Genomic DNA, 13822 nt, shown 5'->3' on the forward strand with positions numbered 1-13822 from the left:
GTGCGCGGGTTGACGACCCAGTACGGATCGTCGTGATAGTTGATAACGTGCGTACCGTACTGATCGCCGACGCGATCCAATAGGGATTGTATGTCGCGGAATACGACGGATCGTAGTCTTCGACGGAGTTCAGAACGGCCCAGCCAAGGTGGCCGCTGACGAACCGCGGAGTGACCGGTAAGCGGCGCCGACCGAGACCAGCAGTCGTGACAGAGGCCGGTGCGAGCCGGCCCTGCGCAGGCTACCTCAATTGAAGTGGTAGGCGACGCCCACGCGACCTTCCAGCGTATGTGGCGTCACGACGATATTCGGATACGGCGGCACCGAGCCTTCCAGGTAGATGTCCTGAGAGCCATAAACGGTATAGACGCCTTCGACGCTGGCGCTGAGGTGCGGCGAGAGGAAAGCCTCGGTGCCGGCGCCGATCTGGATGCCCTGTTTGGTGAAAATATTGCCCAGATAGTTCGGAAAGCCGGACGAAGAGGGGAAGAGCCCGCTGTAGTCGAAGCCTCCAACGGCCCAGCCAAGCGCCCCATAGAAGAGCACATTATCCGCCGTCACGATGCCGAGGCGCCCTCTGACCGCTGCCGACCAGGTCTCACGCTCGCCGCTGCCAGTGCCGAGTTCGGACAACGGACCTTCGCCGCTCACTTCAACGCCTGCAACAAGCCGACCGCTCTGCCAGTTGTACCCGGCATGCGCCCCGCCCATCACCGCTCCGTTCACGAACGTATAGTAGGGCCGCAGGGGCGCGTGGACTCGTGGATCGAAGTCCTCGAACGAATTGAGCATCGACACGCCGGAGTCTGCGCCAGCGTAGAAGCCCTGCCACGACTGCCGGATCGGCTGCTCCGTGCCCGTCTGCGACTGGCCCAGCCAGCCGGGATGATAGGCAACGCCCACGCGAGCTACCAGCGTATCAGGGCTGAGGCGAAACGGTGTGTCGGCGTACGTTGATGAGTCTTCGGGCCGTTTGTAGTAGTGGATAATTCCATCGGAGTAGTGCGTGAAATCGGCCTCCACCCGCACGCTGAGCTGCGGCGTGACAAACGCCTCGATGCCTGCGCCCAGTTGTAGCCCGGTCAGTACTTGGTCGAGGCTGCCGTAATAGGTTTCCGGCATGGTGTCCGGCTTCGGATAGCTGTAGACGCCTTTGGTGTAGTCGAAGTGCGCAACCGTCGCACCGACACTGGCGTAAAATAGCGAAGACAGCGACGCGAGGAAACCGAGGCGAAGGCGCGCGCCCGCCGACCAGTCCTGCAAATAGAGCGGGCCGAGGCTGCTGCTGCCGAATTGTTGCTCGAGATCGGAAACATTGGCCTCGGCCTCGCCGCCGATAAGCCAGTTGCCGCCTACATGGTTGTAGCCGGCAAAGACCCCACCGCCGAAGCCTTCCGCACCGAAGTTCTGCGTAATCCCGTCGGAATAGATGATGTCCGGCCACCTGCCGTTGACCATCGCGTAGCCGGCTTGTCCGCCGACGTAGAGACCGGACCACTGATAGACAGGCTGATCCGCGGCAGCGGGCGCGGAAAATAGAGCTGCTCCGACGGCAAACAAAGCGACGCGTTTCATTGTGAACGCTCGAACTCACACACTTATGCCGCAACGCAATGATAGGGCAACGCCGTCACGCTGGCAGTCGCCGGCGCGTGAGAATCGCCTGTTCGAAGTAAAAATCTGGCCGCCGCGACGCCCGTGCCACAGCGACAGAAATTACAATGCCTTGACGATGCCCTCAGTCATCTTCTTGGCGTCGCCGAGTAGCATCATCGTGTTGTCGCGATAGAACAGCGGGTTGTCGATGCCGGCGTAGCCGGACGCCAGCGACCGCTTCACGAACATCACCGTGCCCGCCTTCCACACCTGCAGCACCGGCATGCCGTAGATCGGCGAGGTCTTGTCGTCCTCCGCCGCCGGGTTGGTCACGTCGTTGGCGCCGATGACGTAGGCGACGTCGGCCTGCGCGAACTCCGAGTTGATGTCTTCCAGTTCGAAGACCTCGTCGTAGGGAACGTTCGCCTCGGCGAGCAGCACGTTCATGTGGCCCGGCATGCGGCCGGCGACCGGATGGATCGCGTACTTCACCTCGACGCCCGCGGCCTTGAGCTTGTCGGCCATCTCGCGAAGCGCATGCTGCGCCTGCGCCACCGCCATGCCGTAGCCCGGCACGATGATGACCTTCTGCGCGTTCTTCATGATGTAGGCGGCGTCCTCGGCCGAGCCGAGCTTCACCGGCTTCTGCTCGCCGCCCTCGGCCGCAGCCGCGGTCTCGCCGCCGAAGCCGCCGAGGATGACCGAGATGAAGCTCCGGTTCATGCCCTTGCACATGATGTATGACAGGATCGCGCCCGACGAACCGACCAGCGCGCCGGTGATGATCAGCGCCGTGTTGCCGAGCGTGAAGCCGATGCCCGCCGCCGCCCAGCCCGAGTACGAGTTGAGCATCGAGATGACCACCGGCATGTCGGCGCCGCCGATCGGCACGATGAGCAGTACGCCCAGCACCAGCGCGATGATCGTCACCAGCCAGAAGACGACGGCCGACTGCGTGAAGAAGAAGACGATGATGAACACCGCCAGCGCGACGCCGAGCCCGATATTGATGAGGTGGCGGTTGGGCAAAAGGATCGGCTTGCCCGACATGCGCCCGTCGAGCTTGAGGAACGCGATGATCGAGCCGGTGAAGGTCAGCGCGCCGATGGCGACGCCGAGCGACATCTCGATCAGGCTCTGGCCATGGATGCCGCCGCCAGCTTCCGCGATGCCGAAGGCTTCCGGCGCGTAGAGCGCCGCCGCCGCCACCATCACCGCCGCGAGACCGACCAGCGAGTGGAACGCCGCGATCAGTTGCGGCATGGCCGTCATGGCAATGGAACGCGCGATGAACGCGCCGATGCCGCCGCCGATGGCGACGGCAAGCACGATCAGGCCGAAGCTTGCCCAGCCGGGCGCCGCGACCGCGAGCGTGGTCAGCACCGCGATCACCATGCCGGCGATGCCGAGGTAGTTGCCCTGCCGCGAGGATTCCGGATTCGACAGGCCGCGCAGCGCCTGGATGAACAGGACGCCGGAGACGAGGTAGAGAACGGCCGCGAAGTTGGCGTTGATCATTGGGTCAGCTCCGTCCGCGCGGCTTGCCGGGCGCGCATGCCGAGGCCGACTGCAATGAAGATGGCGGCGACCGCGAAGGCGGCCGCGCCGATGGTCAGGAAGGTGTCGTCGCGCGTGTCGAGGCCCTCGTAGACACAGAACGCGCCGGCAGCGATGAGCAGGATACCGAACGCCTGCAGCCGCCCGCCGAACGGCGCGATGGCCTTGCGCGCGAACAGGCCGACGTAGAGTACGGCCGCAAAGGCGACGCCGGTTACGATTTCAAACACCGCAGCGCCCATCACGAGGCCGACTTCGCCGGTGCCGGCGCCTTCTTCTTGTACATCGCCAGCATGCGCTGGGTGACGAGGAAGCCGCCGAAGATATTCACCGACGCGAGGATGAGCGCGACGAAGCCGAAGCTGCGCGCCCACCAGTGCCCGGCGCCCGCGCCTTCGACCAGTTGCACCGACACGGCGAGCAGCGCGCCGACCACGATGACCGATGAGATGGCGTTGGTCACCGACATCAGCGGCGTATGCAGCGCCGGCGTCACCGACCAGACGACGTAGTAGCCGACGAAGATCGCCAGCACGAAGATGGCGAGGCGGAAGACGAACGGATCGATCAGGCCGCCGGTCGCGTTGTGCACGGCGACGCCGGCCGCATCCGCAAGCTGGTCGGCATAGTTCTGCGCCTGCGCGGCGGATGCCGCCGCGGCATTCGCCGCCTCTACGGCGCTCTGCGCTGCCTGGCGCGCGCCCTCGGCGGCGACGGCGGCCTGATCGGGCGTCAGCGTCTCGTTCATGCGGGCTTCCCTTCACCGGAAAACGCGGGGTGGACGACCTTGCCGTCGCGCGTGAGGTCGGTCGCCTTGACCAGTTCGTCGTCCCATTTGACGGCGAGCGTCTTGGTCGTCTTGTCGATCAGCGTCTCGACGAACGTGTAGAGGTTGCGCGCGTATAGCGCCGACGCCGAGGCCGCAATCCGGCCCGGCACGTTGAGGTAGCCGACGATCTTGACGCCGTTGGTCTCGACGACCTCGCCGGGCCTGGCGCCCTCGACGTTGCCGCCGCGCTCGACCGCGAGATCGACCAGCACCGAGCCCGGACGCATCGACGCGACCATGGCGGCAGTGACCAGCCGCGGCGCCGGACGCCCCGGAATCAGCGCCGTCGTGATGACGATGTCCTGCTTCTTGATGTGCTCGGCGGTGAGCACCGCCTGCTTCGCCTGATACTCCGCCGACATCGGCTTGGCGTAACCGCCGGCGGTCTGCGCATTCTTGAATTCATCGTCCTCGACCGCGAGGAACTTGGCGCCGAGGCTCTCCACCTGCTCCTTGGTCGCCGGCCGCACGTCGGTCGCCGTGACGACAGCGCCGAGGCGCCGCGCGGTGGCGATCGCTTGGAGTCCCGCGACGCCGACGCCCATGACGAAGACCTTCGCCGCCGGCACCGTGCCCGCCGCCGTCATCATCATCGGCAGCGCGCGGCCGTATTCCGACGCGGCATCGACCACTGCCTGATAGCCGGCAAGATTGGCCTGCGACGACAGCACGTCCATCGACTGGGCGCGCGTGATGCGCGGCATCAGCTCCATCGCGAAGGCCGCGACGTTGGCGGCCGCGATCGCGCGGATCTCCGCCTCGTGGCCGTACGGATCCATGGTCGCGAAAACCAGCGCGCCGGGCTTGTAGGCGCGCACCTCGGACTCGCTCGGGCGGCGCACCTTCAGCACGATGTCGGCGTCGAGCACGGCGGTCGCCGCATCGGGCGCAATCGTTGCGCCGGCTGCCTGGTAGTCGGCGTCGGTGATGCGCGACTTCGTGCCGGCGCCGGTTTCAACCGTGACCGTGGCGCCGAGGGCCGCGAATTTCTTCACGGTCTCCGGCGTCGCGGCAACGCGCGGCTCGTCGTGTTCCGCCGGGACGGCGATCTTCATGGACAGGTCCTCGAAAGCCGGCGGCGAACCGCCGGACGGGCGCTAGAAGGCGACGGCGAACAGGAACGCCACGATGACCGCGACGACGATGGTTCCCCACTTGGTGAGCGTGAGGAAGCCGCGGTAGGTCCGCTCGTGGTCCGCGACATCGACGATGCCGCCCAGCTCGACGGCGCTTTGCGCGTGATCAGCCATAGAATCTCGTTCCTTCGCCCGGAAAAGCCGCCGCTTTATAGCAAACGGCGGCCCCCGGGCAACAATGGCCTAAGGTCGCGGCACGCTTAAGTTTTCGGCAGATTGTCGCGTATCCAGCGTGTCAGGCCTTCCTCGGACACGCTGCCGGCGGCGAGGTCGAGAATCATGGCGGTGGCCACAGCCGAGGGTACGTCGAAGTCGATTCCGTTCAGCCCAAGAAAAACGATGATCGATGCGAAAGCGACGCGCTTGTTGCCATCAACAAACGGATGATTTCGCGCAATCCCGAAGCCGTATGCGGCAGCAAGCTCAGCCAGATCCTCCGAACCATAAGCGTGTTTGTTGATCGGCCTTGCGAGGGCCGACTCCAGCAATCCGCGGTCACGAAGGCCATCGGCGCCGCCAAATAGCGCCAGTTGCTCGGTGTGGACGTCAAGCGCGAGGTCGATATCGAGCCAAACAGGCTCGATCATTTCGCGAGCGCTTTGAAGGTGTCGGCGTACCGGCTGAAAGCACGCCGGGCGATCTCCATGCCCTTCGCGTGCACCGGATCGTATGGACTGAGCTTCAGGCCGCGCTCGGTCTGTTCGATGACATGGAGCTTGTCGCCGACTTGGAGCTTCAGGCGGGCCAGGATTTCCTTCGGCAAGATAACGCCTACCGAATTCCCGATCTTCCGGACCTGCACAACCGCTCCGGCAATCTCGACGTCACTGACTTTCTCGTTCATGACACGTCTCCGTTATACATTCCGTATAACACGCGTTATACAGAATGTAAAACGCCTACCGCATTCCCGCCAGCACGAGAATCCCGCCGAGCAGCACGACGACCAGCAGCAGCGGGATGAACAGTACGAACATCAGCACCGCGCCGAGCACGGCGAACAGCGTGTGCCAGAAGCCGATCTGCGCGATCAGCAGGATGAGAAGCACGAAGAAGACGAAGCGCATTTCCGTATCCCCTCCAGCGGGACGCGAGTGATGTAGTGACCCGCAACCCTCGCACAAGAAGAAATCGGCCCTCGTTCAGCCGACCGGCGGGTCGCCCTCCATCGTCTCGAGCTCGACGATCAGCCGCTCGATGACGCCGAGCCCGCGATCCCAGAATCCCGGATCGGTGGCATCGAGTCCGAACGGCGCCAGCAGCTCCTTGTGATGCTTCGTGCCGCCGGCCTTGAGCATCGCGAAATATTTCTCCTGGAAGCCGGAGGCCGCTTCCTCGTAGACGGCATAGAGCGAGTTCACCAGACAGTCGCCGAAGGCGTACGCGTAGACGTAGAACGGCGAGTGGATGAAGTGCGGGATGTAGCTCCAGAACGTCTCGTAGCCGGGATGCAGCTTGATCGCCGGACCGAGACTCTCCGACTGCACGCCCATCCAGATCTCGCCGATGCGCTCCGACGTCAGTTCCCCTTCCCGCCGCTCGATGTGCAGCTTGCGCTCGAAGGAATAGAACGCGATCTGCCGCACGACCGTATTGATCATGTCCTCGACCTTGGCGGCGATCATCGCGCGCCGCTCGGACCTGTCCGTCGTCTCCTTGAGCAGCGCACGGAAGGTGAGCATCTCGCCGAACACGCTCGCCGTCTCGGCAAGCGTCAGCGGCGTCGAGGCCATCAGCGCGCCCTGGTCGGCGGCGAGCACCTGATGGACGCCGTGGCCGAGCTCGTGCGCCAGCGTCATCACATCGCGTGTCTTGCCCTGGTAGTTGAGCAGCACGTACGGATGCGCCGACGGCACCGTCGGATGGGCAAAGGCACCCGGCGCCTTGCCCGGGCGGACCGGCGCATCGATCCAGCGCTCGTCGAAGAAGCGCGCGGCGATGGTCGCCATCTCCGGTGCGAACTGGCCGTAGGCATCGAGCACGGTGGCGCGGGCCTCGGCGAAAGGGATGGTCTCGCTCGCCACGTCGGGCAGCGGCGCGTTGCGGTCCCAATAGTCGAGGCTGTCGCGCCCGAACCACTTGGCCTTGAGCTTGTAGTAGCGGTGCGACAGGCGCGGATACGCCGCCTGCACCGCCGCGACCAGTGCATCGACCACCTCCGGCTCGACGCGGTTCGAAAGATGCCGCGCCGCCGCAACGTCCTTGAAGCCGCGCCAGCGGTCGGAGATTTCCTTGTCCTTGGCGAGCGTGTTGGTGACGTGCGCGAAGAGGCGAATGTTCTTCTTGAACGTATCGCCCAGCGCCTCGGCCGCCGCTTTACGCTTGGCGCCATCGACGTCCTGCAGAAGATTGAGCATCGGCTCGATCGCCAGTTCCTTGCCGCCGATGGTGAAGCGCAAGGCCGCCATCGTGTCGTCGAACAGCCGGTTCCACGCGCCGCGCGCCGTCACCGATTTCTCGTGGAAGAGAAGCTCGACGCGGTCCTCGAGCTGGTATGGCTTCTCGGCGCGCACGTCGTCGATCCACGGCTTGTAGTGGCCGAGCGCCGGATCCTTCAGCGCGGCGGCAAGCTGGTCGTCGGGAATGCGGTTGAGCTCCAGCGCGAAGAACAAGAGATGCGAAGAGGCGAGCGTGATCTTCTCCTGCACGTCGCCGTAAAACTTGGATCGCTTCGGGTCGCTCGTGTCGCCGGCATGCACCAGCCCGGCGAACGAAACGATCCGCCCGAGCAGCTCCTCGAGCTCCTCGTAGGCGACCACCGCCTCGGACAGCGCCTTCCCGGCACCGCCACCCGAAGCCGCCTGCACCAGCTTGCCCTTGAACCGCGTCTCAAAATCCTGTGAGCGCGTCTCTGCAAGCTTCAGGTCGCGGACCAGCGCCGGGTCTTCGAGCCCGACGTAGAGATCGTCGAGGTTCCACTCCGGCAGCGGGCCGAGATCGACGGCGGTGTTGGTCGTGGCCATGGGATAAAGACTCGAGCGTTAAGCGAGCGGATATCGCAGCTATATCCGCCCGTTGTTTTCGGGGTGTGGACGTTAACCGTTCCAATACGGCGCGATGGCGGCATGCCGCAAGTCCGCGCATAGGAGAGTGGTCGCCGCGCAACAGTCCCGAATTGGTTGGGGACAAGCCCGCCGGGTTAAGCGCCGATTAACTGGCGGCCCAGAGTATCGCCGTCACATGTGCCGCTCCGGGACGCCTCCGCGCTGATGCCCACGCAAATTCTCATCGCCGACGACGATCCCATCCAGCGGCGTCTGCTTTCCTCGGCCGTCGAGCGCATGGGCCACCAGGCCATCGCCGTCGATGGCGGCACCGCCGCGCTCGATCTCCTGTCGCGCCAGGAAGGCGAGGCGATCGCGCTGGTCATCCTTGATCTCGTCATGCCCGACGTGAACGGCATGGCCGTGCTCGCCAAGCTTCGCGAGATGGATCGCACGATCCCGGTCATCGTGCAGACCGCGCACGGCGGCATCGAGACCGTGGTCAGCGCCATGCGCGCCGGTGCCGTCGATTTCGTGGTGAAGCCCGCTTCGCCGGAGCGGCTGCAGGTCTCCGTCGAGAACGCGCTGAAGCTCGGCGCGCTTGAAGGCGAGATCGCGCGCATGAAGCGCGTGCAGACCGGCACCCTCACGTTCCGCGATATCCTGACACACAGCCCGGCGATGGAGCGCGTCATCCGCCTCGGCCAGCGCGGCGCCGCCTCGCAGATCCCGATCCTCATCGAAGGCGAGTCGGGCGTCGGCAAGGAGCTGATCGCCCGCGCCATCCAGGGCGCCGGCGACCGCAAGTCGAAGCCGTTCGTCACCGTCAACTGCGGCGCCATCCCCGACAATCTGGTCGAGAGCATCCTGTTCGGCCACGAGAAAGGCGCCTTCACCGGCGCCGCCGACAAGCACACCGGCAAGTTCCGCGAGGCCCACGGCGGCACGCTGTTCCTCGACGAGGTCGGCGAACTGCCGCTCGATATCCAGGTCAAGCTGCTCCGCGCCCTGCAGGACGGCGAGATCGATCCGGTCGGTTCGCGCCGGCCTGTGCGCGTCGACTTCCGCCTCATCTCGGCGACCAACCAGAACCTGATCGATCTGGTCAAGGCCGGGAAATTCCGCGAAGACCTCTACTACCGGCTCAACGTCTTCCCGATCCGCGTGCCGCCGCTGCGCGAGCGCCGCGACGACATCCCGGCGCTGGTCCGCCACTTCACGGCGCGCTTCGCCGCCGAGGAAGGCAAATCGTTCATCCGCGGCGTCAATGCCGCCGCCCTCACGATGCTGTCGCGCTACGATTGGCCGGGCAACGTCCGCCAGTTGGAGAACGCAGTCTTCCGCGCCGTCGTGCTCGCGGACGAGCCGGTGCTGACGCCGGACGAATTCCCGCAGATCGCCGCCCACGTCGATGGCAACGCGTGGGCCGCGGAAGCCGCGCGCGATCCGGCGCCGCCCCCGAAGGCATCGTCCGATCCGGTGGAAGAAGTCGAACTCGATTTCGGCCTGCCCCCGCTCACCGATTCGCCGTCGCTCACCGGCCAGCTCACCGCCATCGGCGCCGACGGCGAGGTCCGTCCGCTCGCCGAAATCGAGGCCCAGATGATCAAGCTGGCGCTGGAGCGCTACGCCGGGCGGATGACGCTGGTGGCGCGCCGACTGGGCATTGGCCGCTCGACCCTTTACCGCAAGCTGAAAGAGCTTGGCATTTCTGACACAGTCGCGGGAATTGCGGCCGAGTAGCCGGTCAATTCCGCTTGAAGCTCGGCTTTCCTGCTTGAATTGGGGCAGTCTTTGCCCTCTTTTCACGAAAATCGCCGACCATCCCGCGACCCAAATTTCGAGGGCACGCCGCTATGATTCTCCGCGCACTTTCCGTAGCCCTCGCGGGCGTCTCGGTGATGGCGATCGCCGCTGCCTCGGCGGCGCCGCTCGATCCGCCCCGCCCCGCCGCACCGATCCTCGGCCTGCCGAAGCCTGCGCTCGCCAAACCGAAGCCCGCCGCCGTCGCGGTCGCCAAGCCCAAGCCGGCCGCGCCTGACGTTCTGCTCGCCTCCCAGTTCCCGATCTACGACAGCATCCTCGACCCGGAGACGGCAGCGATTCGCGCCGCGCTGGTCAGCGCCGGCACGCAGGGCAGCTTCCTCGACAAGCGCGATGCGGCGGCTGTGGCCGAGTTCTACGCCGAGCGCGGCTTCACCTCGCTGTGGACTGCCGGCGGCAAGCTGACGCCGCAGGCGCTGTCGATCATTGCCGCTATCCGGCAGGCCGCCGGCGAAGGCCTCGACCCGGCGAACTACAATCTGCCGATGATGCAGTTGGGTGCTGCGCAGCCGGCCCCGGCCGACAAGCTCGCCGCAGCCGACGTGCAGCTTTCCGACGCCATCGTCACCTACGCCCGCCACCTGCACTCAGGCCAGCTCGATCCCGGCGCGGTCAGCGAAAACTTCGACTACGCCCCGCACCTGCTCGACCCGCTCGCCGTGCTGACGACGATGACGGCCGCTGCCGATCCGCTCGCGACGTTCACGGCGTACGATCCCAAGCACGTGGAATTCGCGGCGCTGAAGGCAGAGCTCGATCAGGTCCGCAACCAGCCGCTCGACATTCCGATCCAGGTGCCGGACGGCGCCACGTTGAAGCTTGGCGTCAAGGATCCGCGCGTCGTCATCCTGCGCGCCCGCCTCAAGGTGACCGACCCGACCGACGATCTCCAGCTTTACGACAAGTCGGTCGTCGAGGCGGTGAAGGCTTTCCAGACCTCGAAGGGCATCAAGGCCGATGGCGCCGCCGGCAAGGGCACGGTCGCCGCGATGAACACGCCGCCGCCCGATCCGGTTTCGACCATTCTGGTCAACATGGAGCGCTGGCGCTGGATGCCGGAGGATCTCGGGCCGTTCTACGTCCGCGTGAACATCCCGAACTTCAACCTCGACATCTACCGCGGCGGCAAGATCAGCTACACGACGCGCATCGTTGTCGGCCAGACCGACAAGCAGACGCCCGTGTTCTCCGACGAGATCGAGACGGCCGTGGTCAACCCGACCTGGAACGTCCCGGCCTCGATCGCGGTCAAGGAGATGCTGCCCAAGCTGCAGGCCGGCGGTGGCGGCGCGCTTCGCGGCTACCAGGTGTTCGCCAATCTCGACGGCAGCTTCCGGCCGGTCGACCCGACCCAGATCGACTGGTCGACGATCGACATGCGCCGCGTCCAGATCAAGCAGCCGCCGGGCGACGACAATGCCCTGGGCTCGATCAAGTTCCTGTTCCCGAACCCCTACGCCGTCTACCTGCACGACACGCCGTCGAAGAGCTTCTTTGCCCGCGACTACCGCGCGCTGAGCCACGGCTGCATGCGCGTGCAGAACCCGTGGGACTTCGCCGCCGCCCTCCTCCAGGACGACCCGAACGTCTCGGTTTCGCAGTTGAAGTCGCTGGTCGGCGGCAAGGAAACCTCGGTCGCCCTCACCCACCACATCCCGGTCAACATCACGTACTTCACGGCCTGGATCGACGACGCCGGCACGCTCCAGATGCGCAACGACGTCTACGGCCACGACAAGCACATGAAGCAGATGATGGGTCTTTGAGGGCTTGGTTAATCCCTCAAAGGCGCAGGAAAGGCCGGAAGATTCGGTGGAAACCCGAATAGCTCCCGGACCTTATTGAGAAAATCGCTTCCCGAATCAGCCTTCTATTTGCCATCATCCGTCCTTATTCGGCGGTCTCCCTGATATTTAAGGCAGGGGAGCGCGCTGCGGCGGGCGTAGGGAGTTGGTAAAGGAGCGTTAACCTAGCGCTCCGACAATACGGGTTCCTGTGGGCGTGGGCGGTTCGGGTTAGGGGACGGCGGGTATATTGCTCGGGGGACTTCACCAGGGATGGCGTAGGGGGCGCTCGTTTGCGGGCCGCCTGAAATCGCGCGCCATAAGCCTCGCCCTCGGCCTCGCCCTTGCCAGTTTTGCCGTCGTCCACACCGACGCGACCCCCGAAGTCCTCTCCCTCAAGCTCTACAACATCCATACCCAGGAAAAGGGCACGTTCGTCTTCAAGCGTGGCGGCGTCTACGATCGCGCCGGCTTGCAGGCGCTGAACGAATTCCTCCGCGACTGGCGGAAGGATCGCCCGACCAACATGGACCCGCACCTGTTCGACCTGATCTATCAGGTCTACCGCGCGTCGGGCTCGCAGGACTTCATCCACGTCGTGTGCGGCTTCCGCTCGCCGGAAACCAACGGCATGCTCCGCCGCCGTTCGAAGGGCGTCGCCGAGAACAGCCTGCACATGCAGGGCAAGGCGATGGATTTCTTCATCCCCGACGTGCCCCTGGCCAAGCTCCGCCAGATCGGCCTGCAGATGCAGACCGGCGGCGTCGGCTTCTACCCGACTTCGGGCTCGCCCTTCGTCCACATGGACACCGGCTCGGTGCGCCACTGGCCGCGCATGACGCGCCAGCAGCTCGTGCAGATCTTCCCGAACGGCCGCACCCTCTACATTCCCGCCGATGGCAAGCCGCTGCCGGGCTACGCCGAGGCGCTCGCCGAGTACAAGGCGCGCAAGGCCGCCGGCGGCGCCGTCGCGACCTTCGCCGTCGCCACCGCCGAGGCAGCCAAGCCGGTCAAGAACCCGGTCGCCAACGCCGCGCCGATCCAGCTCGCCTCCGCCGACGCGGCGGATGACGAGGACGACAGTATCGACGATGCGGCCCCCGCCGCTCCGGTCCGCAAGGCTGTCGCGGTCGCCGCTGCCGCCTACGGCACCACGGCGATCCCGCTGCCGCGCCTCGCCCCGCGCCGCGACGCCATCGCGCCGGTCATTATCGCCGCTGCGGCCGCCGCCCCGGCGCCGGTCGAGACGGCAAAGCCGACCTTCGTCGCGCTCGCGGCGCTCGCGCCGCGCGCCAACACGCTGAACCCCGAATTCGACTTCGGCTCGCCGCAGGACTGGTCGTCGCCGGCGGTGCCCGCCGCGCTCGCCAAGGCGATGGCCGAGCGTGACCAGCTTCGCCGCGGCGCCTCGCTGCCGATCCCGCCGACCGCGGTCGTCGCCACCATCGACGTGAGCCGTCCGCTGCGCGCCGAGGCTATCACCACCGCCGTGCTGCGTTCGAGCAACGCGCCGGTGCCGACGGTGCCGCGCGTCATGGCCTACGCCGAAGCCGAGCCGATGCCGCTTACCGGCGCCGTCCGCCCGAAGGTCGCCAGCGCCTTCGGCGGCGTGCCCCTGCCCCAGCTTCGCCCGCGTCCGGACGATGTCGGCGTGCGCGTCGCCGCGATCCGCCCGGTTGCCCGCCCGCGCATGGACGCTCCCGACCTGACCATGACCTCGCTCGACACGCAGGGCCTGCGCATGTGGATGGCGCCGCAATCGACCCGCCAGAAGGGTTACGCCCTGCTCACCATGCCCGACTTCGGCCAGACGCCGGGCCTGTTCGACAAGCCGGCCGTGACCTTCGGCGCCGGCTTCTCGCGGACGGCCTATACCGACCTCCGCACCGACCGCTTCTCGGGCGCACTCGTCCAGCAGCCGAAGATGGTCGATCTCGAGGCCGAGCCGCTGATCGCTTCGATCCGGTAAGGCACTCCGCTTCCTTCCTCACCCCCTCCGCTCATCCCCACGAAAGCGGGGATCCAAGCATGCGCGAAATCGGTGTGGCTTGGGACGCGCGGACTGTGCGCCCTCTATGCAGATCCCCGCTTTCGCGGGGATGAGCGGGGTGG

Annotated in this window: 13 protein-coding genes; 3 read left to right on the forward strand and 10 right to left on the reverse strand. The window is 66.0% G+C overall.

Annotated features, from left to right (window positions below; all coding sequences use genetic code 11):
• Positions 1-246: 246 nt before the first annotated feature.
• From WDM94_14125 to WDM94_14170, 10 genes are all read right to left on the reverse strand, one after another.
• Complete coding sequence (locus WDM94_14125) at positions 247-1575, reverse strand: outer membrane beta-barrel protein (GenBank protein ID MEJ0013723.1); 1329 nt, start codon at positions 1573-1575, stop codon at positions 247-249.
• Positions 1576-1716: 141 nt separating this feature from the next.
• Complete coding sequence (locus WDM94_14130; protein MEJ0013724.1) at positions 1717-3111, reverse strand: NAD(P)(+) transhydrogenase (Re/Si-specific) subunit beta; 1395 nt, start codon at positions 3109-3111, stop codon at positions 1717-1719.
• Positions 3111-3383 carry a hypothetical protein gene (locus WDM94_14135; protein MEJ0013725.1) on the reverse strand — a complete coding sequence of 91 codons (273 nt, stop codon included), beginning with the start codon at positions 3381-3383 and terminating at the stop codon, positions 3111-3113. Before WDM94_14135 ends, WDM94_14130 begins: the two co-directional genes overlap by 1 nt.
• A gap of 11 nt (positions 3384-3394) precedes the next feature.
• The gene (locus WDM94_14140; GenBank protein MEJ0013726.1) at positions 3395-3901 is read right to left on the reverse strand and encodes an NAD(P) transhydrogenase subunit alpha; all 507 of its coding nucleotides are present in this window, start codon (positions 3899-3901) and stop codon (positions 3395-3397) included.
• Positions 3898-5037, reverse strand: coding sequence for a Re/Si-specific NAD(P)(+) transhydrogenase subunit alpha (locus WDM94_14145; GenBank protein MEJ0013727.1), 1140 nt, complete (start codon positions 5035-5037; stop codon positions 3898-3900). Before WDM94_14145 ends, WDM94_14140 begins: the two co-directional genes overlap by 4 nt.
• Positions 5038-5079: 42 nt before the next feature.
• Positions 5080-5232 carry an aa3-type cytochrome c oxidase subunit IV gene (locus WDM94_14150; GenBank protein ID MEJ0013728.1) on the reverse strand — a complete coding sequence of 51 codons (153 nt, stop codon included), beginning with the start codon at positions 5230-5232 and terminating at the stop codon, positions 5080-5082.
• Positions 5233-5318: 86 nt separating this feature from the next.
• A complete protein-coding gene (locus WDM94_14155; protein ID MEJ0013729.1) occupies positions 5319-5705 on the reverse strand; it encodes a type II toxin-antitoxin system death-on-curing family toxin in 387 nt (128 codons plus the stop codon).
• Complete coding sequence (locus WDM94_14160) at positions 5702-5962, reverse strand: AbrB/MazE/SpoVT family DNA-binding domain-containing protein (GenBank protein ID MEJ0013730.1); 261 nt, start codon at positions 5960-5962, stop codon at positions 5702-5704. The genes WDM94_14155 and WDM94_14160 overlap by 4 nt, the downstream gene beginning before the upstream one ends.
• A 55-nt stretch (positions 5963-6017) precedes the next feature.
• Positions 6018-6185, reverse strand: a complete 168-nt coding sequence (locus WDM94_14165; GenBank protein ID MEJ0013731.1) for a hypothetical protein — start codon at positions 6183-6185, stop codon at positions 6018-6020.
• A gap of 75 nt (positions 6186-6260) precedes the next feature.
• Positions 6261-8081 carry a M3 family oligoendopeptidase gene (locus tag WDM94_14170; protein MEJ0013732.1) on the reverse strand — a complete coding sequence of 607 codons (1821 nt, stop codon included), beginning with the start codon at positions 8079-8081 and terminating at the stop codon, positions 6261-6263.
• A 246-nt stretch (positions 8082-8327) separates the two neighbouring features.
• Between WDM94_14170 and WDM94_14175 the strand changes: the two genes are divergently transcribed.
• The 3 genes from WDM94_14175 to WDM94_14185 all read left to right on the forward strand — a co-directional run bounded on the left by WDM94_14175 (position 8328) and on the right by WDM94_14185 (position 13679).
• Positions 8328-9845, forward strand: coding sequence for a sigma-54 dependent transcriptional regulator (locus WDM94_14175; GenBank protein MEJ0013733.1), 1518 nt, complete (start codon positions 8328-8330; stop codon positions 9843-9845).
• 113 nt (positions 9846-9958) lie between these two features.
• Positions 9959-11692 carry a L,D-transpeptidase family protein gene (locus tag WDM94_14180; GenBank protein MEJ0013734.1) on the forward strand — a complete coding sequence of 578 codons (1734 nt, stop codon included), beginning with the start codon at positions 9959-9961 and terminating at the stop codon, positions 11690-11692.
• Positions 11693-11960: 268 nt separating this feature from the next.
• A complete protein-coding gene (locus WDM94_14185; protein ID MEJ0013735.1) occupies positions 11961-13679 on the forward strand; it encodes a DUF882 domain-containing protein in 1719 nt (572 codons plus the stop codon).
• The last annotated feature ends 143 nt before the right edge of the window (positions 13680-13822 follow it).

This window comes from Bauldia sp., assembly GCA_037200845.1.
In the GTDB taxonomy this organism is placed as follows: Bacteria; Pseudomonadota; Alphaproteobacteria; order Rhizobiales; family Kaistiaceae; genus DASZQY01.

Bases quoted from the DNA above. Each gene is read 5' to 3' on its own strand.
- WDM94_14170 (MEJ0013732.1), bottom strand. From the start codon at position 8,081: ATGGCCACGACCAACACCGCCGTCGATCTCGGCCCGCTGCCGGAGTGG.
- WDM94_14160 (MEJ0013730.1), bottom strand. From the start codon at position 5,962: ATGAACGAGAAAGTCAGTGACGTCGAGATTGCCGGAGCGGTTGTGCAG.
- WDM94_14155 (MEJ0013729.1), bottom strand. From the start codon at position 5,705: ATGATCGAGCCTGTTTGGCTCGATATCGACCTCGCGCTTGACGTCCAC.
- WDM94_14150 (MEJ0013728.1), bottom strand. From the start codon at position 5,232: ATGGCTGATCACGCGCAAAGCGCCGTCGAGCTGGGCGGCATCGTCGAT.
- WDM94_14180 (MEJ0013734.1), top strand. From the start codon at position 9,959: ATGATTCTCCGCGCACTTTCCGTAGCCCTCGCGGGCGTCTCGGTGATG.
- WDM94_14125 (MEJ0013723.1), bottom strand. From the start codon at position 1,575: ATGAAACGCGTCGCTTTGTTTGCCGTCGGAGCAGCTCTATTTTCCGCG.
- WDM94_14140 (MEJ0013726.1), bottom strand. From the start codon at position 3,901: ATGAACGAGACGCTGACGCCCGATCAGGCCGCCGTCGCCGCCGAGGGC.
- WDM94_14175 (MEJ0013733.1), top strand. From the start codon at position 8,328: ATGCCCACGCAAATTCTCATCGCCGACGACGATCCCATCCAGCGGCGT.
- WDM94_14145 (MEJ0013727.1), bottom strand. From the start codon at position 5,037: ATGAAGATCGCCGTCCCGGCGGAACACGACGAGCCGCGCGTTGCCGCG.
- WDM94_14165 (MEJ0013731.1), bottom strand. From the start codon at position 6,185: ATGCGCTTCGTCTTCTTCGTGCTTCTCATCCTGCTGATCGCGCAGATC.